General features: G+C 63.0%; 24 protein-coding genes. 6 read left to right on the forward strand and 18 right to left on the reverse strand.

The window, feature by feature from the left end; all coding sequences use genetic code 11:
- Positions 1-5 precede the first annotated feature (5 nt).
- A complete protein-coding gene (locus LDJ84_RS06635) occupies positions 6-371 on the forward strand; it encodes a DUF3742 family protein (protein ID WP_226046101.1) in 366 nt (121 codons plus the stop codon).
- An 11-nt stretch (positions 372-382) separates the two neighbouring features.
- Here the strand turns inward: LDJ84_RS06635 and LDJ84_RS06640 are convergent, their stop codons facing one another.
- The 16 genes from LDJ84_RS06640 to LDJ84_RS06715 form a co-directional block, all read right to left on the reverse strand.
- Positions 383-1,903 carry a conjugal transfer protein TraG N-terminal domain-containing protein gene (locus tag LDJ84_RS06640; protein WP_033981962.1) on the reverse strand — a complete coding sequence of 507 codons (1,521 nt, stop codon included), beginning with the start codon at positions 1,901-1,903 and terminating at the stop codon, positions 383-385.
- Positions 1,904-1,918: 15 nt separating this feature from the next.
- A complete protein-coding gene (locus LDJ84_RS06645) occupies positions 1,919-2,290 on the reverse strand; it encodes a hypothetical protein (protein ID WP_033981961.1) in 372 nt (123 codons plus the stop codon).
- Entirely contained in the window at positions 2,287-3,705 is a 1,419-nt protein-coding gene (locus LDJ84_RS06650) for an integrating conjugative element protein (RefSeq protein ID WP_033981960.1), read from the reverse strand. The genes LDJ84_RS06645 and LDJ84_RS06650 overlap by 4 nt, the downstream gene beginning before the upstream one ends.
- Before the next feature lie 10 nt (positions 3,706-3,715).
- Positions 3,716-4,663, reverse strand: a complete 948-nt coding sequence (locus LDJ84_RS06655; RefSeq protein WP_226046102.1) for a TIGR03756 family integrating conjugative element protein — start codon at positions 4,661-4,663, stop codon at positions 3,716-3,718.
- Complete coding sequence (locus tag LDJ84_RS06660; protein ID WP_033981958.1) at positions 4,660-5,106, reverse strand: TIGR03757 family integrating conjugative element protein; 447 nt, start codon at positions 5,104-5,106, stop codon at positions 4,660-4,662. Before LDJ84_RS06660 ends, LDJ84_RS06655 begins: the two co-directional genes overlap by 4 nt.
- 164 nt (positions 5,107-5,270) lie before the next feature.
- On the reverse strand, positions 5,271-5,765 hold the full coding sequence (locus LDJ84_RS06665; protein WP_033981957.1) for a JAB domain-containing protein: 495 nt from the start codon (positions 5,763-5,765) through the stop codon (positions 5,271-5,273).
- A 193-nt stretch (positions 5,766-5,958) separates the two neighbouring features.
- Positions 5,959-6,723, reverse strand: a complete 765-nt coding sequence (locus LDJ84_RS06670) for a DsbA family protein (RefSeq protein ID WP_033981956.1) — start codon at positions 6,721-6,723, stop codon at positions 5,959-5,961.
- A gap of 15 nt (positions 6,724-6,738) precedes the next feature.
- On the reverse strand, positions 6,739-9,648 hold the full coding sequence (locus tag LDJ84_RS06675) for a conjugative transfer ATPase (RefSeq protein WP_033981955.1): 2,910 nt from the start codon (positions 9,646-9,648) through the stop codon (positions 6,739-6,741).
- Positions 9,648-10,097 (reverse strand): TIGR03751 family conjugal transfer lipoprotein, encoded by a 450-nt coding sequence (locus LDJ84_RS06680; protein WP_050159774.1) that lies wholly within the window; start codon positions 10,095-10,097, stop codon positions 9,648-9,650. Before LDJ84_RS06680 ends, LDJ84_RS06675 begins: the two co-directional genes overlap by 1 nt.
- The gene (locus LDJ84_RS06685) at positions 10,078-11,487 is read right to left on the reverse strand and encodes a TIGR03752 family integrating conjugative element protein (RefSeq protein ID WP_088138680.1); all 1,410 of its coding nucleotides are present in this window, start codon (positions 11,485-11,487) and stop codon (positions 10,078-10,080) included. The genes LDJ84_RS06680 and LDJ84_RS06685 overlap by 20 nt, the downstream gene beginning before the upstream one ends.
- Positions 11,477-12,406 carry a TIGR03749 family integrating conjugative element protein gene (locus tag LDJ84_RS06690; RefSeq protein ID WP_088138681.1) on the reverse strand — a complete coding sequence of 310 codons (930 nt, stop codon included), beginning with the start codon at positions 12,404-12,406 and terminating at the stop codon, positions 11,477-11,479. The genes LDJ84_RS06685 and LDJ84_RS06690 overlap by 11 nt, the downstream gene beginning before the upstream one ends.
- Entirely contained in the window at positions 12,403-13,095 is a 693-nt protein-coding gene (locus LDJ84_RS06695; RefSeq protein WP_226046103.1) for a PFL_4703 family integrating conjugative element protein, read from the reverse strand. The genes LDJ84_RS06690 and LDJ84_RS06695 overlap by 4 nt, the downstream gene beginning before the upstream one ends.
- The gene (locus tag LDJ84_RS06700) at positions 13,092-13,502 is read right to left on the reverse strand and encodes a TIGR03750 family conjugal transfer protein (RefSeq protein ID WP_033981950.1); all 411 of its coding nucleotides are present in this window, start codon (positions 13,500-13,502) and stop codon (positions 13,092-13,094) included. The genes LDJ84_RS06695 and LDJ84_RS06700 overlap by 4 nt, the downstream gene beginning before the upstream one ends.
- 13 nt (positions 13,503-13,515) lie before the next feature.
- Positions 13,516-13,875, reverse strand: coding sequence for a TIGR03745 family integrating conjugative element membrane protein (locus LDJ84_RS06705; RefSeq protein WP_033981949.1), 360 nt, complete (start codon positions 13,873-13,875; stop codon positions 13,516-13,518).
- A 16-nt stretch (positions 13,876-13,891) separates the two neighbouring features.
- On the reverse strand, positions 13,892-14,125 hold the full coding sequence (locus tag LDJ84_RS06710; RefSeq protein ID WP_022579861.1) for a TIGR03758 family integrating conjugative element protein: 234 nt from the start codon (positions 14,123-14,125) through the stop codon (positions 13,892-13,894).
- Positions 14,122-14,505, reverse strand: coding sequence for an RAQPRD family integrative conjugative element protein (locus tag LDJ84_RS06715; RefSeq protein ID WP_033981946.1), 384 nt, complete (start codon positions 14,503-14,505; stop codon positions 14,122-14,124). The genes LDJ84_RS06710 and LDJ84_RS06715 overlap by 4 nt, the downstream gene beginning before the upstream one ends.
- Positions 14,506-14,708: 203 nt before the next feature.
- Here LDJ84_RS06715 and LDJ84_RS30865 point away from each other — a divergent pair, with 203 nt between their 5' ends.
- The 5 genes from LDJ84_RS30865 to LDJ84_RS06740 all read left to right on the forward strand — a co-directional run bounded on the left by LDJ84_RS30865 (position 14,709) and on the right by LDJ84_RS06740 (position 19,552).
- Positions 14,709-15,032 (forward strand): HigA family addiction module antitoxin, encoded by a 324-nt coding sequence (locus tag LDJ84_RS30865; protein ID WP_079381333.1) that lies wholly within the window; start codon positions 14,709-14,711, stop codon positions 15,030-15,032.
- 74 nt (positions 15,033-15,106) lie between these two features.
- The gene (locus LDJ84_RS06725; protein WP_033981944.1) at positions 15,107-16,102 is read left to right on the forward strand and encodes a restriction endonuclease; all 996 of its coding nucleotides are present in this window, start codon (positions 15,107-15,109) and stop codon (positions 16,100-16,102) included.
- Positions 16,099-17,187, forward strand: a complete 1,089-nt coding sequence (locus LDJ84_RS06730) for an ABC-three component system protein (protein ID WP_033981942.1) — start codon at positions 16,099-16,101, stop codon at positions 17,185-17,187. Before LDJ84_RS06725 ends, LDJ84_RS06730 begins: the two co-directional genes overlap by 4 nt.
- Positions 17,184-17,678: an ABC-three component system middle component 2 gene (locus LDJ84_RS06735; protein ID WP_033981941.1), complete on the forward strand. Its 495-nt coding sequence runs from the start codon at positions 17,184-17,186 to the stop codon at positions 17,676-17,678. Before LDJ84_RS06730 ends, LDJ84_RS06735 begins: the two co-directional genes overlap by 4 nt.
- On the forward strand, positions 17,675-19,552 hold the full coding sequence (locus LDJ84_RS06740; protein ID WP_033981940.1) for an ATP-binding protein: 1,878 nt from the start codon (positions 17,675-17,677) through the stop codon (positions 19,550-19,552). Before LDJ84_RS06735 ends, LDJ84_RS06740 begins: the two co-directional genes overlap by 4 nt.
- Before the next feature lie 91 nt (positions 19,553-19,643).
- Here the strand turns inward: LDJ84_RS06740 and LDJ84_RS06745 are convergent, their stop codons facing one another.
- A complete protein-coding gene (locus tag LDJ84_RS06745) occupies positions 19,644-20,393 on the reverse strand; it encodes a TIGR03747 family integrating conjugative element membrane protein (protein ID WP_033981937.1) in 750 nt (249 codons plus the stop codon).
- Positions 20,390-22,573 carry a type IV conjugative transfer system coupling protein TraD gene (gene traD / locus LDJ84_RS06750; protein ID WP_033981934.1) on the reverse strand — a complete coding sequence of 728 codons (2,184 nt, stop codon included), beginning with the start codon at positions 22,571-22,573 and terminating at the stop codon, positions 20,390-20,392. Before traD ends, LDJ84_RS06745 begins: the two co-directional genes overlap by 4 nt.
- Between the last annotated feature and the right edge of the window lies 1 nt (position 22,574).

Consider the following 22,574-nt stretch of genomic DNA (forward strand, 5'->3'; position numbering starts at 1 on the left):
CGACCGTGAACACCACTTCTCGCACCAGCACCGCAGAACGCCTCGGACGTACCCTTGGCCGTGGATGGCGCGCTTATGCGCGGGGCGAGCGGCGCACATCGAGCTGGTTGGTATCCAAGGGAGTGCCGGTGGCCGGCGCCACCGTGCTGCTGTGGGCGGTCAAGCTGGCTGTGCTGGGGCTGCTGCTATACGTTGCGTTCTGGTTCGCCCTCGTGTTGCTGGGCGTTGTGGCGGCAGGATGGGCTGCTGCTGCCAATACCTCGGATGACGACGAGTGGTCTTTCACCGATCTCACAGAATTGCGCAAGACGCCGGGCTACGATCCGAATCTGTACAACGACACGTCCCACGAGCTATACACCGACGACTGACCGGCCTTGCGCTACTTCAGCTTACCTCCGGCAAGCGCCCCTGCACCCTTACCGCCCGCTTGGCCAGCGCTCTTGCTGCCGTCTGAAAGCCCCTGGATGGCGTGCCCGGCTCGAATTCCAACCCAGGTAAGACTCGCGAGCCAGAATCCCGGCAGTACAAGGAACATCGTCCCCGTGACGAAGTTCAACAGCAGATCCCCAAAGGCGTTGTTCAGCCCCACCAGTGGATCGAAGTTGGCGTGTGGCCGGTTCCAACCGAAGCCCCAGCCATAGAGCGCATCGAGGATGGTGCTGTCGATCCAGCGTGCGAGCTGGAACCAGAAATCGACGAAGAACAGCGCGAACTGCACGACGCTCACAGTAACGACGGTCTTCAGGTCGTAGGTGCCCACAACCAGCACCAGCGGGATGCAGATGACCAGCGCCATCTTGAGCAAGGCGAGCACCATGGGTAACGCCTGGCGCACCACGTCCATGGCCGGAAACGCGGCAATCGCCCCGACGGCCATGCCGACGTCGCCAGTGGCCCGCGTTACGATGTTCGGCAGGGTCTTGTCGATCTGGCCGCCGTAGTCGGTATAGACGCTGCCCTGGTTCAGTTTCTGCTGCCTCGGCGAGGCGATGGTGCGGATCACCGAGTCGTCCACCTCGGCTCGGCTCAGAAAGCCGGCCCAGCCCGCCAAGCGATTCAGCAGGCTTGGGTCTACCTGCCCCAGCAGGCGTGCGCGCAGGCCATTGCTGCCATCGGCCCACCACTGCCTGCAGGACGGATAACCGCCACCACTGGCCACCTGCGCAAGCCCCGCGTCGCGGGTGCTGTCGTAGGGCCAGTCATCGCGTGGTGTGCTGGAGCGGTAGCTATCGTAGTAGCCGCCGGTGTCCGTGAAAAACCTCGACCCGATCCAGGTCACGTCGTGCATCTGCGCCTCATCGAGGTTTGGGCGCTGCATGAACAGCTTGGCGCGCGCCGGCCCGTAGCAGTCTCGCGAGAAATCCGCCACTTCCTGAGCCAGCACCGGGTCGTCGATGCGCGTCGCGTCGATCTCCATCCTCATTTGCCGCAGGTCTGTGCCGCATGGGATCGCTGCCACCGAGGCCCCTGTGACGGCGCGCGAGAGCGCGTGCATGAAGGCCCACCAGACCGGCACCTTCGCCGATTGGTTGTTGAGCGTGCTGAAAGACTGCGACCAGCCGGTCGCCGAGGGTTGTGGCACGCTGACCTGGCACTGCGCCGAGCGCGCGCTGTCGTAGCGGATGGTGTTGAGATCCACGTCGATAAAGGGGATGCCGGCGAACATCACCACCACGATGGCGACGAACACCCGGTTCTCGATGCGCGCAGCTGAGAGCACGCCCTTGTTGCCTTCGTCGGCACCCTCCGCACGGGCCTTCAGCCATTCCTGCACGATGATGGCAATGAAAGGCAGCGCGAAGACACCGCTTGCCACCAGTACCGCCCAGATGCCGTTATGGACAATCCACGACACCAGCGTCAGGTAGTACTCCAGGTAGTCGGTCGTAAAAAGCGTCATGACCCCGATCTCCCCTCAAGCGGCCTGCATCAACAGGCTGGCTTCCAGCGCCACAATGGCGGCGGCGCCAGCGATCTCGCTGCGCAGCAGTCGCCGCCGCGCCAGCCTATCCGCCCCGCGTTGGGCCTCGCGCGCCAGCAGGCGGCGACGCATCCAGACCCAGCCGTAGGCGGTTGCGCCGTACAGGCACAGTCGCCACACCAGGAAGTAGCCCGCCGTGGCCGTCAGCCACCGCTCCCAACCGGCCACACTGCCAACGAGATAAATGCCGACGATGTTGGTGCCCACCGCGACGGCAACGAGCACCACCGTCCACAGCAGCGCTTTCGCCGCGCGTCGGTTGAGCAGCCAGCGTGGGCGCAGCCAACTGGCGCGCGGCAGGTTCATGGGTTGCCTCCCGGATTGCCCTTCTGGAGCCGGTCGAGGCGGTCGGGAATGGGATCGCCTTCGTAGATGCCACGCGAGCCAGCCGCGCGCGTGCCGTGGCGCTGGATGATGGCCATGGGCGAGTTGTTCGCCAGCTCACGGCGCAGCTCCAGCTCGGTCTTGAGGTTGCGGATCTCTTGGTCGAGCGTGTCGCTTTCGTGGTTCACGGCCTCGACCGCCAACTGGTTCGCCGCGACGTTGGGCTCCTTCTTGCCGGTCAGCAGGGTACGCTGGAGCAGCAGTGCCTTCTCCAGCACCGACGCCAGCGCGACCTCCGAGGCCAGGCGCCGCGCCAGCAAGTCTTGGTCAGGCTCGTCGCGCAGCGCCTCGATGACGCCGCGGGTGATGGGCAGCGAGGTGCTGCCGGCCGCGCGCAGGTTCTCGAAGGTGGTATTGCGCGTTCCCGAGACCAGTTCCTGCAAGGCCTCCAGCTTGGCCTCGTACTCCTCCTGGATCAGCGGCGTCAGCCCGACGCCGGGCACCGTTTCGGTCTTGGTGCAGGCATCGCAGGTGCGCTGCACCTGTTCCCCAAGAACCCGCGTGGCCCATTCGGTCGCCTGCTGCGGCGAAGTCCAGGTCTGGCAGGACAGGCTCGCGCAACTGGCGGAAGCGATGGACGACGTGTCGGTTACGCTGCGACCGTTGACCAGGTTGTAGCCCGCACGGGTGACGTCGCCGACCACGCGGATGGCCGACTGACCTGCACCGCCCGCGTTGTTGCCGCCTACCCAGGGCACGCCGTCGTTGCCACGGCGCGTCTCTGCCTGCTCGATCGCCGACACGGCATCGGTGCTCGACACCGCATCGCGCAGTGCCATGCCTTCGGCCATCTGGCTCCAGCCAAGCTGTCCGCCCGCCGTGTCGGCCATCTTCTCGGCCATGGCACGGCAGGTCAGCTTGGAACGGTCGAAATCCATCCGTGCCTGCAGCACGCCGTTGGTCAGCAGGTTGTACAGGCCCGGATCGGCGCGCTGGATGATCAGCGCAGGCAGCGATGCCACCGCGCTGGTGGCGCTCTGGATCACGTTGCTCATGATCTGCTGAAAGCCGTTGGTGACGCCGTTGAGCTGGTTGCGCAGCGTGGTTTGGATGCTCATGTCGCCGCAGATCAGGTTGCTGTTCCAGCCCACGCCGACGCCGATCGAGCGCATGCCGGCCGCACGCCCCATGGACACTGCGCTACCGCCGCCAATCGAATACATCACCTCGTCGCCGATCACGGAGCCGCCGGTTTGAAAGCCGGTCTGCGCCCACGCCAGGCCGCTGCCAAGAACGAGCGCGCCAGACAGCACCCCGGTCAATACCCCAGTCAATACCGTGGGACGCAGCAGGCGGCACGCCTTGGTGGAGAGGTTTGTCAGTTCAGGACGCTTCATCGCCGCACCCTCATTGGAAATCGACGCTGCCGAGGAACACCTGGCCCCGGCGTTCGCAGCAGGCATACGGCCGCCACAGCGCCCATGCGTAGTCGCCTTGCTGCGCCTGGGTAAGGAAGCCGCTGCGCGGAAAGACCGTGCAGGACGACGACAAGACGGGGGTGAGTTCTTGCCACTTGCCGGTGGAGGCATCGCCCTCCATCAGCGCGCCGGCCGGCCAGTAGCCGTCGCGGGAGTTGGCAAGCAACGGCTGATAGACGTGGATCTGCCCCCGGCGAGTGACCACATCGCCCGCACGCTGGGCTACCACTGCGCCGGCCTTGAAGTCGTCGGTCTGGTGCAGGAAGCCGCCACGGGGATACACGTTGCCCCAGAGATTCATCGTGGTACGGGCGCCGACTTCGCGCCGGCCCGGAATCAGCGCTTCCGGGTAGGCCATCTCGGGCACGTTGTAGCGCCAGGCCAGCGTATCCAGGGTGCTGAGCAAGTACGGCATGAACGCCGTGCCCGCGCCCTCACAGAAGTAGCCCGACGACGAGACGAACTGGTTGAACACCTCGACGCCAGGGTGGCCGATCACGTCGGCGTTCTTGAACTTGGCGAGGTTGTTTTCGTGATCCTCGTTCGTGGTTCCGTCGCCGCCCGCTTGGGCGGACGGGTTGGGCGTGCTCATCGCCCGGACTTCGACCCAGGGGTTCTCGCCGGTGTTGCTGTAGCTGGAGACGACTGCATCGGGAACGTAGTGGCGAACCTTGGTGGACGTGCGCACCGTGCAGCCCGTCCAGGTGCAGTAGAGCCAGTAGCAGATGCCGACGACGCGGTATTCGAGGCAATCTGGTGATGCCACTGAGCCAACGATGGAGGCGGTGTTGAGTGCGTAGCTGCCCGTGGCGCTGAGCAGCAGCACTGAGGCCACGCCCGCGCGCAGGCGGCGCATCCGCTCGAAGGCTCGGGTCATGGCTGCGACCTCCGATGTTGTTCGATGTGCGCGACGGCACGGGCCACATCCGGCTCGCCATAGACCACGTAACGCTGATCCACCACGACCGCCGGAATACTGATGACGCCCAAACTCCAAGCGTCGGTGACGCCCTGGTAGGCGGAAGCGATGCGGCGCTGAAGGTCGGCGCCACCTTGATTCAGTTGGCGCTTGACGATGGCCGTGGCCTGCTCGGGATCGATGGGCAGTTGTGCGGAAAGCTCGGCTTCGATGCGCGGGCCTTCATCCATCTCAATCAGCCGCTCGCCACCCATGGTCTTGACCGGGTGGCGGCTATCGGTAATGACCACCACATCGGCGGCGAAGGTGGCTGGGCTGAAAACAGCCAAGGACGCCGGTAGTGCAACGGCCAGGCCAAGGGTTCGCCAGCCTGCTGTGAAGCGGAGTAAAGATGCTGGCATGTCGCGTGCCCTGGAAGTTGATCAGAGCCATAGTCGAACGCGAACCCGCTGCCGCCCCAACAAACAATGCGCATCGCGGGCACCCCGCATACCTGTTCGGTGCTGCCGTATGGAAAAAAGCGGAGGCCGAAGCCCCCGTTGTGATCAGTGAACCACGTGCTTTCCTACAAAAGACCCGACTCGGCGAACGAGTACGGCGTGCCCTGACCAATCACGAAATGGTCGAGTACGCGCACGTCGATAAGCGCCAAGGCGGTCTTCAACTGCTCGGTCAGCACGCGATCCGCATTGGATGGCTCGGTGGAACCCGAGGGGTGCTGATGGGCGAAGATGACCGCAGCGGCGTTCAGTTGCAAAGCGCGCTGCAGCACGACCCGTGGATAAACCGAGGTCGCATTGATCGTTCCATGGAACATCGGCTCCACGGCCAGCACGTCGTGCATGCTGTTCATGAATACAACGACGAAGATCTCGTTGGGCTCGGCGACCAGCTTCAAGCGAAGGTAGTCCCTGACCGCAGCGGGCCGTTCAAGACGTGGCCCGGCTTTGAAAACCCGTCGCTCCAGCAGCACGATGGCTTGCTGAACGATCCAGTCTTCGTGCTGAGCGGCAATATCGGAAAGTGACTCCAGGCAGGAGTCATTGATGACGACAGACATGGCGAACCTCCAGACAGGGAAATCGAAGGGCGCACATGCCCCAGGAGGGCAAGCCCTCCTGGGATAGGAAAAAAAAATAAGGGAACAGGGTGCATCCATCACCGCTGCTGCGGTGATCGTTCGCGGCCAGGATGCGAGGCGAACGGGTCGCGGTCAGCGCAGCGTGCTGCGCCGTAGCCTCAATGACCGCAGGCTACCTGGGCATGTCGCCGACAACGTCGGCAGGCATTTCGGTGGTCGGTGGAGCGGCGGCATCCTCAGCCACCAGCATGTCCATGGCCGACAGCAGTGCATCGCCTTCGATCGGCCCCGGCAGCACGATTGCCTGACCGGTTTGGCGATCCTGCAGACGAATCGAAGGCGTCGCGGTCACGCCGCCCTTGGTGGCTTCCTCGGCCTGAGCGCGAATCACCCTATCCGGTCGCTCGCTGGCCAAACACTGCTCGACGGCTGGGTTGAGGCCGGGATAGCGCAGACCCTCGGGCAAGCCCAAGCCGTCGCTACGTGTGTGCGCATAGATCCATTCAATGGCCTGCCAAAAGGCCGCATGCCCACCTGTCTCGGCGGCGCACTCGGCCAGGCGTGCCTCGGCGGAGGCGGCCGGTTCGTGCGCGGCCAGCGGCTGGTGGTGCCATTGCAGGGCTACGTCCGCGTTGGCATCCACCCAGCGCTTGAGCTGCGGGAAGTACGCTCGACAGAACGGACATTCGAGGTCGGCATAGAGCGTCAGCGTGAATCGGCCCTCGGGGTTGCCCATCTGCCAGGGAGGCCCGGCTACCTGCGCAGCACTGACCGGCGCGGGAGGCAGCGACGCGGGTTCGCTGGGAATGCGGGACACGATCCATATCAACAGCAGCGCGATCAATCCAGCGGCCAAGAACCAGGGCCAGCGCTTGTGCGAGCGCCGACGGCGGAACGCCTGCACCGGCATAGGAATGGAAGGACGTTTCGGTTTCACGGCAGTCTCCGGCGGCTATTGCGGCAGGCCCACGGCTGGCGACTTGATGCCGCGCGCCTGGTCGATTCTCTCGGCCACTTTGAAGGCCGCATCGAGTTCGCTGATGCCGTGTTGCTGCATGAGCTGGTAACGCTCGGCCTTCTCCTCGGGTTCCGTCTGCGCGAGCGCGAGATAGAGGCTCGGTGGCACGGCCCGAAACAGCACTTCCAGGCTCTTGGAGAGGATGACGCCCTCGGTGAACTTCCCGGCTTCCTTGCGCGCGGAAAGCATCAGCGCCTTCTGCGCAGGCGAGAGTTCGCGGAACCGCGCGATCTTCTCCACCTCATCGGGCGGCATCGACAGGCAGATCCACCACTCGATCATGTTGAGCATGGGCTCTGCAGCGCGCGGCAAGTCGTCGATGTTTTGTGTGGCGAGCCAGAACCAGGCCCCCAGCTTGCGCCACATCTTGGTGATCTTCACCACGTAGGGTGCGAGCAGCGGGTTCTTGGTGATGATGTGTCCTTCGTCGGTGACGTTGATGATCGGGCGGCCCAGGTACTGATCGCGCTCGGCAATGTTGTTCACCGTGCTGATCAGGCTGATGTAGGCAATAGAGAGCTGCGCGTTGTAGCCTTCGCGGGCATAGGTCGCCAGATCCACCAGGGTGATGTCGGCTTCGGGCCACGGCGAACCGTCGCGGTCGAACATTTCGCCGTCCGTGCCTTGGCAGAACATGTCCATGGCGTCGGCCATCTCCAGCAGTCGCACACGCCGCATTTCCGGCAGCGTCGGGTCCTGGCTGCGCGTGCGCAGCGCGTTGCGCACATCGCGCGTGAGAACGGTTCGCTTCTCGCCATCCTTGCTGTGGCAGTGCTCGGCGGCATCGAGGATGCACTGACGGATCAGTGAGCGGTCGGCTCGCGTCATCCGGGCTTCTTCTTTATCTTCGCCGCCGGTGATCATCAGCCTCGCGGTGATCTCCAGTTCACCCAGTACGTCGCGCTGCTCATCTGCCTCCATGGCCACAGCATCGGGAGGCAGGTCTTCATCCAGCGCATCGGCGTCGAGCGTCTGCACGTCGCTGGGCGTCTCGATCAGCCGGCGCGCATCCGCGAACGGCGCCAGGGTAACGCCCGAGCCCGGAGCGAGCTTGACCCGATTCACGGTCAGGCCCAGGCGCCGGGCAAAGTCGCTGAACAAGCCGAAGCTGTTGCCGGCCTCGACAATGAACAGGCGGGGACGGTAGATCGCCGTGACCTGATTCAAGAGGTTGTTGAGGGTCGCCGACTTGCCTGAACCTGTCGGGCCGAACAGAAACAGGTGGGCATTCATCTGCCGATCCAGGCGGTTGAGCGGGTCGAAGGTGATCGGCCCGCCGCCGCGGTTGAACATCGTGATGCCGGGGTGCCCCGTACCTTGGGCGCGGCCCCACACGGGCGAGAGGTTCGCCGCGTGCTGGGCGAACATCAGTTGGGTGTACCACTTGCGCCGATCCTGGCCGGGGTTGTAGCAGCACGGCAGCCAGCGCAAGTAGCTGTTCAGCGGTGCCACCTCGTCGTCTTCGCGAACCGGCTGCAAACCGGCGTTGAGCATGACGTTCGCCAGGTCGAGGCCGCGCCGATCCAGTTCCGCCTCGTCGCGCCCGCGCAGGTAGAACGCCAGCGTGCCACGATAGAGCTTGTGCGCGCTGCCGATCAGGGAGCGGGCTTCATGCACGTCCTTGAGCGTCTGCTCGGATGCCAGGGTTTCGCCCACGGCCTTCTTCGCCAGATGATTGAGATCCGCTTCGAGAACATCCTGCGGCGTGGCGACCAGCGTCAGGCAAAGGATGGTGTCCTCGGGCATCTGGTCGAACAACGTGTTGATGGCGTCGCCCTTGCGCGTCTCGCCGGTCAGGTGTCCCGTGCCTGGCGGCATGCGCAGGCGGTCGGTGATCAGCACGCGGTGCGGCATGCCGTCGAAATGCCAGGTGCCGTGCGCCACGTCGGAACGCGGCTGGCCGAAGAACAGCCGTTGGCTGAAATCCCGTCCGCTCGCCAGCTCGATCTCGCCGTCCTCGCCTTCCTCCGCACTGTCGGGATAGCGCGCCAATGTATAGAAGCGCTCCCGGTCTTCGGCCCCAGGCCCGAGCAACGTGGGGCGCGGGTTGAACCAGCGCAGCAACCAGTCATGAACATCTGCCGCGACCATGCGCCGGGCCTGAATGCCGGCGTTCGCCAGTCCGCCGCACAGGCGGTCGCAGACGATATTGAGCATCTGCTCGGGCGTCTGCCCGCGACGGCTGTTTTGCCCTTGCCCGGTCACGCGGCGGTAGACCACCATGCGCACGCGCCGGGTCTGGCCGCGCCAGCGCAGCCGTGTGACCACAGTGTCCTCGAACAGGCCGCCCGGCTTGGCCACCGCGCGCAGGTGGTGGCCGAAGAAGCGCAGGTAGAACTCGCTGAACGCTGTATCACGGGCGCGCGGCTGCACATAGTCGCGCAGGGTCTGCATGTACTGGTCAAAACTGGGCTCGTCCTGGGCGTAGAGCTGCAACACCCAGGGAGTTTCGTCCAGTTCATCGAAACTGTCCTGCAGCGCGTTCTCCAAGGCATCGCGGGCCTGCGCGAGCCAGCCGGGTTCCCGGCCTTCGGTGCCCAGCGGCACCAGCTCGTAAAAGGCCGCCACCGATTGCCCGTCCTCCAGCAACATGGCCTTCGACTGCGGCAGGAACTCCACCCAGGGCAGTAGTTCCACGAACGACGGCGCGACCTCATACAGCGTCTGCTCGTCTGCCATGGTCGCCGGCCTGTGACCTTGCACCGCCGTGCCGGGTTCGGGGATGCCGGCCTGGTGCAGTGCCTCGACGTGGCGCTGCCAGCCGTCCGGCTGCTCGTCATCGCCAGCGCCGGACGCGGCCAGCTTCGGTGCGGCCAGCTTCGGCCAGGGGAGTTTCCAACGCATCAGTAGTCCTCCACGCGCTCGCCTGGCATGGCGTACTGCACGCGCTGGTACAGCGGGAACACAGTCGTATAGCCCGGAATCGGCACCGGGTCGGTGCCCGCCAAATGGGGATACACGTACATAACGAGGTCGGGGTTGGGCAGGCGCTGGAACTGGCGATAGACCTCATTGCGCGCGGTGCGCGTGTAGCGCATCTGCTCGGCAGGTACGGCTTGCACGTCGGCCTCGGTCAGCGGACGGCGAAGGCTCTGGCGCGCATCAAGCAACTGTCTGCGCGCCACCTGGCCGGCGCCACCGCTGCCATCACCGGCGTTCTGTTGCCAGATGTCCATCATCGTGCTGTCGCCGTGGGTCAGCAGCTTTTCCTTGCTGGTGGCGCAGCCGCCGAGCAGCGCGACGGTCAAGGCCAGCGCCAGGCCTTGAGCCCAGCTATTCAAGTTCGAGAGCATGGCTTTCTCCTGCGCGGTGATCGACCTTCCGGCCTTCTGGGTCGAAGTCGATGGCGAGCGGCTTTTCGAGGTGGACGGCGACCTTGGCACCGGGCTGCACATAAACGGCAGCGAAGGCCTGGCCGTAGAGCTTGTTGACCCAGCTCGACATGTCCTGAACGCCACTGGCGAGAATCCGGCCCACGGCTTCCTGGCCGCTGATGCCCACGCTGCCGATGGAGCCGTCGGCACCGACATAGGACGCCCTGCCACTGTCGGATTCGATCAGTGAGGCCACGCCAGCGCCAGCCGCCGTGATCAGCGCCTGGGTGCCGAGGTACTGCTGCGCATTGCTGCGCCGCTCGCCGCTGACACAGGGAATGCCGTGCGGGTCGCTGATCCAGCCCAGGCCGTCGCGTTGTTGGTTGTTTTGCTGGTTGCCCTCGCGATCCTCGGGAATGGTGCGGATGGTCCCGTCATGGAACACGAAGGTGATGCTGCGCACCTGGCCGCGCACGCACGAGAGCGTCCAGTCGCCTGATGCGGTGCCGGAGAACACGGCTCCGGCCACATCGGGAATGTCGATACCGTTCGCGGTCAAATTGTCCGGCCCGACCAAGACCTTGAAGGGGTACGGATCGTTCACCGTGCCGTCGATCGGCACGCGGCCAATCAGCGCTGTCATTGCCACCGACCCCATCAGCGTTGAGTTGGTCGGCACGGTGTAGACGGGCGTCGCGGTCTTGACGCCAGCGGCGCGTGCGCCCGCGTTCGCCACGGTTTGCGCTGTGGTTTCCAGCGTGCTCTGTGCGGAACCGAAACTGGTGGGAAAATTTATGCCGCCATTCGACCTGCCTCGTCCATCGCTTTGTTTCGCGTCATCAGGCTCCACCCAGCGCATACCGCCTTCCATGCCGGCCTCGTCGCCGTCACGCAGGCCCAGCCCCACCGGCAAATCGGCATGGCTGCCGCCACGCCCGCCGATGCTGTCCAGGCGCTGCTGCAGGTCGGCGAGCAGCCCCTCGGTCTGCTGGCGCGCGCTGTCCGCCTGCTGTTGGTCACGGCGCAGGTCGGAGCGTTCGGATTCGAGGGCCGAACTGATACGCTGGTCGATGGCGCTCTCGCGCTGGCGCAGTCGCTGATTCTCCTCGCGCTGCGACCTGTTGTCGGACAGCGCGGTCTGAAGCTCGGTGCGCAACTGCTTCACCTGGGCAACCAGCGTCGCCACGGTGTCGCGCGGGGTATCGCCCTCGATGCCCAGCGCCTTCATTTCCTCCGGCGTGAGCCTGCCGCCGCCATCTGCGCTGGGCGGCGCCGACGCACCGCCTCCAGAGAACAGCCGGATGGCGACAAACAGCACCAGCAGGGCCACGGGGATCAGTAGCCACTTCAGGAGTCCGTTACTGCGCATGGCGGGCCTCCCTGTCGTCGCTGGCGGCTGCTTTGGGCTGCGGAAGATGCACTGCGGGGTCGAAGCGATGGATCGCCGGCAGCAGCGACTGCGCGAGGCCGTGCCCGCGCGTCACCAGGTACAGGACGGTCGTGTCCTCAGATGTTCCGCGTGGGCCGAGCGCCTCATGCTGGAAGGTGGCGGTGAGGAAATCGCCGTGCAGCATGCGCGGATCGAGGTTGATCCAGTCGTTGCTGCTGTTGGTCAAGCGCACGGCAGTGACCCACTGGTCTTCCAGTCGCCACGAGGCGACCGCGACCGCGCGTGCCGGCAAGGTCGGCATCAGCGTGCCGAGGTCGAGGTCGCGGCGCAGGTTGACCCGAATAACGCCTGGCAAGGGTTCCACGGTGCGCAGCGGCGCGTAGAGGTTCTGTGCCGCAAAGCGTGTCAACACGACAGGGATTGGCGTTTCGCGCCGCGTCGTCCGGGTGTCCGCCTGATTCTGGACGCGCGTCTGGGGTGTATCGGGTCCGTCAGGCTGACCGCCATAGCGCGCCGGGTTGCTGTCGCCTTCAACGATGCGCACCGGCTCCAGCTCAGTTTCGCTGTCCTTGGGCAGTTCCGCCGCAATGTCGAGCAGGATCAGCGCGCCCGTGTCGGCGTCCTGCAATTGCAGCCGTGTTGGCTCAATTGGCTCGCTGGCACGCAGGTACACCGCGCCGCCCGCGCTCTGCACGCGCAGCCGCTCACCGACGCCCGCAGGCACGCCCACGCGGACGTTTCGGTCGATGAACACGATGCGCTCCTGGCCGACCTTCAACGGCACCGCCAGCGGCATGCGCTCCCAACGTAGGATTTCCACCGCCTGGACGGCGGGGGGCGCGACCACTGTGGCGGCCACGGCCAGCAGCCCCAGCAGCGCGAGTACAGGATGCTTCATGGGGAATTACCTCCTTGAGGCGCTTGCGGCGTCATTCCACCAGGCACTGGGCGCGTCGGCTCCGGTGCGCTGATGCGCTGGGGCGTGCCTTCGTAGCAGTCGAGCACCAGGCCGAAGGGGTTGCGGGCGGGATCGACGTCCACCCGCGCGACCTTTACGGGGTAGCGCACCAAGGCGCGTTTGACCTGCTCGGCGCCGTAGTACTCGTCGGCGCTGATGTCCAATGTCACCACCCAGTCGCGGTCGGAAATCACACGCACGCGCGCCGTGGGGTTGTCGCCATAGCTGCGACCGGGGATTTCATAGATGCCGCGCACGCGCTGGCGCAGTTCGCCGGTGCTGCGGCGGTAGTCGTAGTCCGCGCGCAGGAAGGCCTGGCAGGACGGGGTGAGGTACGGCGAGAGCGTGTGGAGATTGCGCGGGTAGTCTTCTTCGCCATTCGTCGGCCAGCGGTTGAGGGTCTGGAACACGTAGAACGTGAACGCATAGACCGATTCAGGCGGTACTTCCCACCACTTGCGGGTACTGCCGGAGCGCAGGTCAGGCGGGACGTGGATGGTCAGGTCGCGCGGTGCGCTCCACCATCCTCCGCCCATGACCAGGGCGACGACGACCAGCGCACCCGCGCCGAGGCGCAGCGTCCTGATGTGCGCCTGCAGGTGGGTGATCTTGTTCTTGAAACGGCTCATCGTGCGCCCCCATGCCTGCCCCTGCGGGTAGTCCAGAAGCCAGAGCGCGAGATCAGCACATCGTCGCCCACCCAACCGGCCATCAGCGGATGGCGCGTGGCAATCCGCCATTGCAACTGCCGGTACAGCCAAGTGTCGGGACGCCCACGCTTGAGGCGGCGCAGAATGCCGCCGCCGATGAACACGCCCAGCGCCACGCCCAGGACAACGAAGGTCGGCGCGATGGCAATCGTGCGGAACACCCAGGACAACGGAGCGCCGACCACCAGGCCGGCGGCGCCAGACAGGCCGCAGCAAATCCACAACTCGTCGGCGGTGAGGCCGCGCACGACCACCGGGTGCCTGTTGAGCCGGTGTGGAAGGAACGTGACTGTCCCATCGGCACGGACATGCTGTTGCTCGGACATGGCCCGTCCTCGCTTACAGGATGCCGGTGGCTTCGGTGAGCAGCCAGATGCCGATCACGAGCAGGACAGCGCCGATGGCGACCGTGAGGCCGAACTGGCCCCACGTCTTGCGGCCAGTGTGGATTTCCGCGTAGGTGCCGTAGGCGTGATAGCACACGCCGATAAACATCGACGCCACCACCAGCAGGGCCACGAGCATGATGATGTCGTAGCCGTAGTTCCTGATCGTGTCCATGATGCCGCTGCCAGCGCCGCGGGTCGGGTTTTCCAACTGCGGCAGGCCTTGCGCGAACGTCAGCGCGGGCAATGCGGCGGCACCCAGGACGACGGCGGCGCGTTGGACAAAACGAGTAGTGAGGATGCGGTTTTGCATGGTCAATCCCTTCAGGTCAGGAGAGGAGGAAGAACGTCAGCACGAGGTACATCGCGACGAAGCGGATGCAGACGCCGAGGAACTGGCGCTGGTTGAGGCGGTTCTCGGCCCACCCCACGTAGGCCGTTCGGATGGCCCAGACGCCCCAGACGAGCAGAACCGCGAACACGACGCCGACCAGGACGGTCGCCATCGCGGATGGTGCGATGCCGCTGTTGGCTTGAAATGCCGAGACCTGGGCGCCGTTCATGGTCTGCCCTGCGCAGTCGTCGGCAGCGATGGCGGGGCAGCCCGCTCAGTGCGGTACTCGCCAGTCAGTTCGGAGAGGTCGCGCGGCTGGGCGCGCGACGGTGTGAGATGGGCCAGGATGCCAGCGCGCACACGCTCAAGGTCAGCCAGTAGTCGCGGGTAATCGAAGTGGTAGCGCTCGCCCGGTGTGATGGGGGTATGCGTCGCGCTATCTGCGACGGTGCGCTCCAGCGCGTCGAGCTGACGCAGCGCGGCAACCAGCTCCTGACGCTGCATCGGGGATTCGGCCAACGCCATCGAAGACTGCCCCATCAGTAGGGCCGTCACGAGAAAAGTGGGCACGCCGCGATGCGCGGCGCGCAGCCAGATCGGAGCCAACATCGCGCCATTCCTGTGTGATCAGCAATGGCTTGATCGTGGCGATCAGAGGCGTTTCAGGCCGCAAACAATAGGAACCCAACCACTACCCGATTGATCGGAGAGGTACTTCCCAGAAATGAACAAGGTCAATTGATGTACGATTGACGTACATCGTCAAGAACCTTATCGTCGGTGGGAATAGCCTGGCCATTCCGAGGCGCAATATGACCGCAGCAGTCCATCATCCGGGAGGAGTTCTCGCCCAGCGTCTTGAAGCTGTTGGTGTGTCGCCGACTGAGTTGGCGCGTCAGCTTGCCGTCCCTGCTAATAGGGTCACTCAGATAATCAACGGCAAACGTGGGATCACTGGTGACTCTGCGCTGCGGTTTGCTCATTGGTTCGGTGACGCCCCAGAGTTCTGGATGAACTTGCAAGCACGGTACGACTTGGAACTTGCAGAGGTTGAATCGGGACGATCTATCAGGTCGCTCCCTACCGGCCCAGTCGTTCGCGGCCATAAGACTAACAAGCATGTGAAAGCTACGTAGGGAAGGTCTTTTATGACAAAAGGGAGCAAAGACTTTTCTTACGTTGGTGAGGGCGTTTGGAGGAGGAGCGGCGCATGACTGATGCACCGACAGACATCACATTCCACTATCCACCAGAGCTGTTCAATCTACTGGTGGATGTCGTGCCGCTGCTCAATCGCTCGAAGCAGGATGTGCTGGTGTTCTTCCGGGGCGCAGGAGTGCCTGACAACATGACTTCTGACATTGCCGCTCACTTGAGGGCTGCACCGAAGGACGTCAACAAGTACCAGATGGTTCGCACGGTGCTTGACCGCCTCAACGCAAAGGGGGAACACGCTCTCCGTGAACGGCGGGAAGTACTGCGGCGCGTGGTGGACTTTGCGAACTTCGATTCGTGCTGGCCCGCCGACCAGCTCAAGGCCAAGGGCCTTGTCGCTAGTATCCGCGAAGTCGTTAACCAGAAAGACGCTTTCACGCGCATGAACAATGCCCGCGAAGAAGAACGACAAGCTCGCCTCGCCGAGTCGAAGCGGATCGCAGCAGAAAATCGCGAGCGCAGTTCCAGGATCGAGAATGCCAAGCAGGGTTTGTATGCATTGTTTGGCACCGCCGCGACGGCGCAGGAACGCGGGAAATTGCTGGAAACGGCCCTCAATAATCTATTCCAAGCCTACGGCGTTCTCATCCATAAAGCCTTCCACTTGGTTGGTGAGGCTGGCGCAGGGATTGTCGAGCAGATTGATGGGGTCATTGAACTCGGCGGTGTTCTGTACTTCGTGGAAATGAAGTGGTATCGCAATCCGGTGGGAAAACCAGAGATTGCAGAGCATCTTGTACGTCTCATGTCGAGGGCCGAAGTTCGAGGTATCTTCATCTCTGCCAGTGATTACACGGAACCTGCGATTCACACGGTACGAGAGTTCCTGCAACACAAAGTTCTGGTTCTCTCGACGCTTCAGGAGGTCGTACGCCTGCTTGAGCGACAGGACGACCTCACGGATTTTTTCACAAAAAAAGTCCAGGCAGCACAGATACACAAAAACCCGTACTTCTGCCCTCATGGTAACCAGGGACAAGGTGCGTCATGACAGCAAGTTGGAAGGATATCAATAAGCCGCCGATCCCCGCGACCGTTGTTACGGCCGCACAGGTGGCGAACGGCCCTGTGATGCCGCCGCAGCAAAGGCTACTGACCTACTCGCCAGGAGAGTGGGAGGGGTTCGTCGAGGAGTGGGCTTATTACTGCCTCACGACGAAGTACGAACACGTTCAGCGCTTCTCAGGTGCTGGTGATATGGGTATCGACGTCGCTGGGTTCGCTGACGGAGAACGCCTTCAGGGTATATGGGAAAACTTCCAGTGTAAGCACTACGACCATGCCATCAGGCCCAGCGATGTATGGACTGAGTTCGGTAAGGTCATCTGGTACTCGTACAAAGGTGAATACGCGGCCCCCCGTCGCTACTATTTTGTTTCGCCGCTCGGTGCTGGCACGTCGCTTAGCCGCCTATTCTCGAATGCAACGAAGTTACGCGAGGAACTGTTTGCGAACTGGGATAAGCATGTGAAAGGTGCGATCACTAGCACGCAAGAAGTGCTGCTCGATGCGGAACTCCGGGCCTATGTGGACACCTTCGACTTCTCCATCTTCGACGCCAAGACTGCGCTTCAGCTTGTTGATGATCATCGTGCCACACCGGTCCACACAGCGCGTTTCGGTGGTGGACTGCCAACGCGGCCTGCATCCGAAAAACCTCCCCAGGAAGTCGCTGTCACCGAGAGTCGCTATGTGACGCAGTTGTTTGGCGCATACAGCGAGCACACAAAAACAATTGTGACTGACCCCTCGACCTTGTCCGTACCGAAGCTCAAGGATCATTTCCGCCGTCAGCGCGAAGCGTTCTATGAGGCGGAGTCGCTGCGCGTCTTCGCACGCGACAGTGTACCGCCCGGCACATTCGAGTCCTTGCTAGACGACATCCACGATGGCGTTATCGACACACATGACGGGAACCACGCCGATGGCTACGAAAAAGTCTGCGCCGTCACCAAGGCGGCCCGCGACATGCAGATTACGGCAAACGCTCTCATCACTTGTACGAACCCCAAAGACCGGGATGGGATCTGCCATCAACTCGTGAATGAAGAGCGCCTTCGGTGGACACGATCATGAGCCAAGAACATAAGCCGATCACCTTCAATGGTCCACTTGAGGCCGGTATTCGTGCGGTCTCGATTCTGGGTGCCGCCTATCCGCAAACCTACGACCTCCAGCGGCTTGTCGCCCTTGACTACCTTCTTGTTCATACCGGCGATATCGACGGCCCCGACAATTTGCACCCACCGACACCAATGCACTCGGCTGAATTGCTCGTGCGCCGGAAATTGATCGAGCAATCGCTGCTTCTAATGATGACCCGCGACCTTGTGGAGCGTGAAGTTACACCCGAGGGAATCAAGTATGGTGCAGGCGAGAATGCTGCGACGTTCCTGTCGTCAGTATCTTCCAACTATCTGCTGTCTCTAAAGGATCGCGCTGTATGGCTTGTCGAAACCATTGGTGACCTAACGGACGAACAGTTCAAAGGTATGATGCGCCGCTTCTTCGATAAATGGGTCGAGGAATTCCAGCGCGTCGAGCAAAGCCTGGGAGGCGAAGCATGACGTCAGTAACTCCCGGCTTTCGCTTGCGCTTCCTCGGTTTTTTCGGCCCACAGAAGCCGCCCGCAACAGTGACCTTCGGCGCCGGTCTCAACGTTATTTACGGCGCGTCGAATACTGGAAAGTCTTTCATTGTCGAAGCCATCGACTTCATGCTCGGTGGCAAACCACCCCTGCGAGATATCCCTGAGCGCGTCGGCTACGACCTCGTTCTCTTGGGAATTGAGACCCTTGATGGGAAGTCATTTACGCTCTGGCGCAGCGTGGATGGTGGTGGTTTCCGGCTCTACGAAGACTTGCACCAGACACCGCCGACGCCCGACATCCCGTACACGCAACTTGACGAGAAGCACAGCGATAGGAACAGTGCGAATCTTTCCTCATTCTTGCTGAATCTATGTGGCCTTGGAAGCAAGCGTGTCCGAAAAAACTCCCGGAACGAAACCATCAGCCTGAGCTTTCGCAACATTGCGCGCTTGATGATCGTCGATGAGACGGAGATCACACAACAAAGCTCTCCGCTCGTTGATGGCAATCCCACCGCCAATACGCCGAACTTGGCGACGTTCAAGTTACTTCTAACCGGAGCGGACGACTCCGCATTAGTCGCCAGTAATAAGAGTGAGCCGGAGGAGTTGTCGCGTGAGGCGCAATTGCATCTTCTCGATCAGCTTCTTGACGACTATCGCGATCGGCTCAAAGAGTTGACCAAGAGTCCGAAGGAGTTGGAGGAGCAGCTAGAGAAGATCGACACCTCGCTTCACCAACAGGCGGCTCAGGTAAACACCACGGAAGCTGAATTTCAGGAGGCTGCCGGGAAGCGGCGAGAACTGCGCAAGAAACTGGAGGAAAGCCGAGAGCGGCGTGCAGAGGTCGGCGCGATGCTTGAACGATTCAGACTGCTCGACAGACATTACGTGTCCGATATTGAAAGGTTGCGTGCCATTGAGGAAGGCGGGACGCTGTTTAGCGTACTTGGCGCCGGGCATTGCCCTCTCTGCGGCGCGAACCCCGATCATCATCGCGCCGATGCTGGGTGCAATGGAGACACTGATGCCGTCGTTCAGGCTGCACGAATGGAGATCGCCAAGATCGAAGTTTTGCGCGCTGAACTTGTAACGACTGTCCAAAGCCTTGAGCGCGAAGGTGCCAACTTTGATCGCAGGATGCCTACTGTGGTTCGAGAGTTGGAGTCAATCTCAGAGTCGGTTGAAGAATTGATCGCACCTAAGCTTTCGACCCTTCGCAAGTCCTATTCAGATTTTGCCGACAAGCGGGCCCAGGTGCGCGAAGCACTGGCACTCTACGCCACTGTGCAAGACATGGAGCGCCGTCGCGCCGACCTTGAAAAAGGCACCGAAGAGGAGAAGGCTGGCGCGGTTGCAAACGCAGACCTCTCAACCACGGTGACCCACAGTTTTGCCAAGACTGTCGAGGGCATACTGACTGGTTGGCACTTCCCAGAGGCTGGGGATGTTTACTTCGATTCCAAGACTCGGGATCTTGTCATTGCTGGAAAGTCGCGTAGTGCTTTTGGTAAGGGCCTTCGCGCCATCACGCATGCAGCCTTTACCCTCGGACTGCTTGCTTTCTGTCGTGCTCGCCAGACGCCGCACATGGGATTCGTCGTGCTCGATTCTCCTTTGCTTGCATACCGAGAGCCAGACGGAGCGGAAGATGATTTGACTGGTACTGACCTTCAAGAACAGTTCTATGCATATCTTGAAGCGTTGCCTAGCGACACACAAGTCATCGTTGTTGAGAACACGGATCCGCCTGCTGCAATTATGCAGCGCGAGCAGTCCCTTATGTTCGGCAAGAACCCGTATCATGGACGGTACGGATTGTTCCCTTATGCAACGGACTCCGCTCAATAAATGAGCATAGAAACGGGAAAGATACAATAGCATGAGGTGATCGCGAGAATACCCGACCGTTGAAGCTGGGCGTTTTCGTATGGGGATTCGATTACAGGTACTTCTTGAAGCTCCCTGCAGTCAGGCTCACGGCCAGTCCCAGCAAGGCCGCGCTCGGCAGCAGGATCAGCAGCGGATGTACCGAGATCGGCAAGGCCAGGTACGTGACCCAGGGCAGCACGGCCAGCGGCATCAGACTGGCTTTTGCTCGGTGGTAGATAAAGCCGGATTCGCGGCCCGCCCCGAACCGGCGTACATCGCGGCGCACCAAACCGTCGATCAAACCGACAAATGCCGCCGTGAAAATCAGCGGCAGCGTGAGCGCCAGGACCAACAAGCGCACCAAAAAAGTGAGTGTGGTGAAGGCAGCGGCGATCAGGTAGCTCTCGGTCCAGACATAGACCTGGCTGATGAAGTAACGGAAGTTCCGCGCCTGTCCTTGGCTGAGCGCACGGGCGCGCTCTGCGGTCTGGCTCATGCGCTCCAGCAGCCCTGATCGCACGAATACCCATTCATAACCGGTATCCACCAGCGCATGCGCCGTGCGCCCCGGCTCCTGCACGACCAAGCTGCGCGTGAAGTGCTCGGACAGGTGCCCCAACTCGTACTGCAACATCTGCTGGGAGTGCTGCCAGCCCTGGTCTTTCCAGAACAGGTGCATGCCGACGCACTCCACGACGATCGAGAACAGCAGCGAGCCGATCAGCACCCCGAGCAGCCGGAACGGCAAGGTGATGGTGCCGACGATCAGGCCCTGGCGGCGGTTCTGCTCGCGCTGCGCAGTGGCTGCGGCATCGCTCATGGCGCGGTCTCTTCGTTGGCCGTGCCGCCCGTGTCGGTGATGGGTGTGGCGTTGGCCGCCTCATCGAGCAGGTCGTCCGGCAAGGCCGCGTCCTGCAAGACCGGGGAGCTGGTGAACTCCCACCACTGCGTCGCTTCGCTGTAGCTCTGACGCATATACCCTGCCAGTTGCTGCAAGTCCGCCGGCATCACCTCGTCCGGGTCCGGCGCCGGCAGTGGCATGCGCACTTTCCAAAGCTGACCGCCCTGCAGCAGCGCGAAGCACTGGCCCTTGGGCAGGCCGACGACGTGCGATGGCTCGATCATCGGCACGCTGGACATGCTGATGCGGTCTTGGGTGTTCGACGTAAAGTCTGTCGCGCCGCGAATGTCCGAGCTGTCGGTCGCGCCGCTGACGATGGTGGCCGTATAGACCTCGACCTTCGGCAATTGCCGGGTCAGCAATTCAGCGGTAGCCGTCTCGCGCACGCGCAGCATGAACAGGTTGTTGAAGTTGCCGATCACCTGACCGGCCTTCGCCCGGTTGCCGATGCGGGCTTCGATGTCCGAGAGGGTCTGCGTGTACGCGGTGACTTGCAGTCCAGCGCCGCCGCCCTTGTTGATCAGCGGCACGAACTCGTCGCCCATCAATTCGTTGAACTCGTCGGCGTGGACGTTGATCGGCACGCGCGAGCCAGCCGATGCGCCCGGCAGGCCGTCGTCGATCCCGTGCTTGTAGATGTGGCCTGCGACCGAAACCAGGTCGGAGAACATGGAATTACCGACCGCTGCGGCGACCTCGGCGTCGGACAGCGCATCCAGGCCGACATAGACCACGGCGCGCTTTCGGATCACCTGCATCCAATCGAAGATCGGGCGTGGGTCGGCCAGGTCGGAGTAGTTCGGGGCCAGAAGCTGGGCGATCTTGCCGCTGGTGAGCTTCTCCAGCAGCGGCAGCAGCGATGCGACGATCTTGTCGAAGTAGGTCTTGTCGTAGCGTACTGCCGAGCGCAGGCCATCGAGCACCGGATCATAGTTGCGCGCCTGCGAGAGGTACTGCTCCAGCGCCACCACGCGCTTTTCGCGCCCGATCATGTTGCGCGGGATGTTCTTCTCGTTGAGCTTGGCCTCGATCTGGACGATCACCTCCCAGGCCTTGGGCTCGGTCTTGGCGAAGTAGTGCTGGGCGTACTCGATGAACAGCGCGTCGATGTTGATGACGTGGCGCTGGATCAGCATGTAGTCCGGGCGCTGGCCCAGTTCCACCAGGGCGCGGGCGATGATGTTGACGAAGCGCCACGCAAACTCGCGAAATGCCGCGCTGTTGCCTTCCCCGGAGAGCTGCCCTGCAACACGGGTGGCCACCTCGCTGATGCGCCCAAAGCGGCCCACAGCGTTGTAGCGCGCGGAAATGTCGGGCCAGCCCAAATGGAAGACATAGAACTCGCCCTCACGGCCCGCGCGTTTGGCCTCGACGTACACCCGCTTCAAAAGATCGGCATCGCCCTTGGGGTCTATGACGATGACGACCTCGTGTTCGCCGTCGGCGTTCTTGCGCCGAATGTCCTGGGTCACGAACAACTCGGCCAACCGCGTCTTGCCCACGCGCGTGGTGCCCAGCACCAGCGAATGCCCGACGCGCTCACCCAGCGGCAGGCTGACGTCCACCTCATCGGGTTCGATGCCGTGCAGGCGCGGCAGGCCGCCCACAGGCGGCAGCGGGCGCACCGGGTTGAAAGACACATCCCAGCCCGTGAGCGCGGGCAGCCGAGACAGCGGGAACGGCGCGAACTCCAGCCGTTCCTCCAGCCTGCGCGCCAGCCGGTAGGCCGGCGTCAACTCGACGTAGAGGCGAAACTCCGGTCGGTACGTCTGCATGAGCCGATGAGTGTGTTTCTGCTCCCACAGAAACCCGCGCCCCACGAATAGACGCTGCTGGCTGACCGGTACGTCCTTGCTGGTCATCACGTAGTGCGGCAAGCGGCGAATGTTGCGCCGGTAGCGCAGGATGACGCGGGCATCGCGGTAGCGGATGGCACCGTAGGCGCAGAACGCCAGCGCACTGCCGACGCCCATGGCCGGACTCAGCGCGAGCGACCACGGGGCCACCAGGGACAGAAACGCGGCGCCTGCACACGCCGCGACGGTATAGAACTCCACCGCTGGGCGCAGCAAAACCTCGACCGGCTGTTTCCCCGACATG

Origin of the sequence: Pseudomonas sp. HS-18, assembly GCF_020401845.1 — a bacterium.
Classification (GTDB): Bacteria; Pseudomonadota; Gammaproteobacteria; order Pseudomonadales; family Pseudomonadaceae; genus Pseudomonas; species Pseudomonas nitroreducens.

What these genes read in the sequence shown, in the direction of transcription:
- LDJ84_RS06640 (WP_033981962.1), bottom strand. Translation starts at nt 1,903, where the DNA reads ATGACGCTTTTTACGACCGACTACCTGGAGTACTACCTGACGCTGGTG.
- LDJ84_RS06645 (WP_033981961.1), bottom strand. Translation starts at nt 2,290, where the DNA reads ATGAACCTGCCGCGCGCCAGTTGGCTGCGCCCACGCTGGCTGCTCAAC.
- LDJ84_RS06650 (WP_033981960.1), bottom strand. Translation starts at nt 3,705, where the DNA reads ATGAAGCGTCCTGAACTGACAAACCTCTCCACCAAGGCGTGCCGCCTG.
- LDJ84_RS06655 (WP_226046102.1), bottom strand. Translation starts at nt 4,663, where the DNA reads ATGACCCGAGCCTTCGAGCGGATGCGCCGCCTGCGCGCGGGCGTGGCC.
- LDJ84_RS06660 (WP_033981958.1), bottom strand. Translation starts at nt 5,106, where the DNA reads ATGCCAGCATCTTTACTCCGCTTCACAGCAGGCTGGCGAACCCTTGGC.
- LDJ84_RS06665 (WP_033981957.1), bottom strand. Translation starts at nt 5,765, where the DNA reads ATGTCTGTCGTCATCAATGACTCCTGCCTGGAGTCACTTTCCGATATT.
- LDJ84_RS06675 (WP_033981955.1), bottom strand. Translation starts at nt 9,648, where the DNA reads ATGCGTTGGAAACTCCCCTGGCCGAAGCTGGCCGCACCGAAGCTGGCC.
- LDJ84_RS06680 (WP_050159774.1), bottom strand. Translation starts at nt 10,097, where the DNA reads ATGCTCTCGAACTTGAATAGCTGGGCTCAAGGCCTGGCGCTGGCCTTG.
- LDJ84_RS06685 (WP_088138680.1), bottom strand. Translation starts at nt 11,487, where the DNA reads ATGCGCAGTAACGGACTCCTGAAGTGGCTACTGATCCCCGTGGCCCTG.
- LDJ84_RS06690 (WP_088138681.1), bottom strand. Translation starts at nt 12,406, where the DNA reads ATGAAGCATCCTGTACTCGCGCTGCTGGGGCTGCTGGCCGTGGCCGCC.
- LDJ84_RS06695 (WP_226046103.1), bottom strand. Translation starts at nt 13,095, where the DNA reads ATGAGCCGTTTCAAGAACAAGATCACCCACCTGCAGGCGCACATCAGG.
- LDJ84_RS06700 (WP_033981950.1), bottom strand. Translation starts at nt 13,502, where the DNA reads ATGTCCGAGCAACAGCATGTCCGTGCCGATGGGACAGTCACGTTCCTT.
- LDJ84_RS06705 (WP_033981949.1), bottom strand. Translation starts at nt 13,875, where the DNA reads ATGCAAAACCGCATCCTCACTACTCGTTTTGTCCAACGCGCCGCCGTC.
- LDJ84_RS06710 (WP_022579861.1), bottom strand. Translation starts at nt 14,125, where the DNA reads ATGAACGGCGCCCAGGTCTCGGCATTTCAAGCCAACAGCGGCATCGCA.
- LDJ84_RS06715 (WP_033981946.1), bottom strand. Translation starts at nt 14,505, where the DNA reads ATGTTGGCTCCGATCTGGCTGCGCGCCGCGCATCGCGGCGTGCCCACT.
- LDJ84_RS30865 (WP_079381333.1), top strand. Translation starts at nt 14,709, where the DNA reads ATGACCGCAGCAGTCCATCATCCGGGAGGAGTTCTCGCCCAGCGTCTT.
- LDJ84_RS06725 (WP_033981944.1), top strand. Translation starts at nt 15,107, where the DNA reads ATGACTGATGCACCGACAGACATCACATTCCACTATCCACCAGAGCTG.
- LDJ84_RS06730 (WP_033981942.1), top strand. Translation starts at nt 16,099, where the DNA reads ATGACAGCAAGTTGGAAGGATATCAATAAGCCGCCGATCCCCGCGACC.
- LDJ84_RS06735 (WP_033981941.1), top strand. Translation starts at nt 17,184, where the DNA reads ATGAGCCAAGAACATAAGCCGATCACCTTCAATGGTCCACTTGAGGCC.
- LDJ84_RS06740 (WP_033981940.1), top strand. Translation starts at nt 17,675, where the DNA reads ATGACGTCAGTAACTCCCGGCTTTCGCTTGCGCTTCCTCGGTTTTTTC.
- LDJ84_RS06745 (WP_033981937.1), bottom strand. Translation starts at nt 20,393, where the DNA reads ATGAGCGATGCCGCAGCCACTGCGCAGCGCGAGCAGAACCGCCGCCAG.
- traD (WP_033981934.1), bottom strand. Translation starts at nt 22,573, where the DNA reads ATGTCGGGGAAACAGCCGGTCGAGGTTTTGCTGCGCCCAGCGGTGGAG.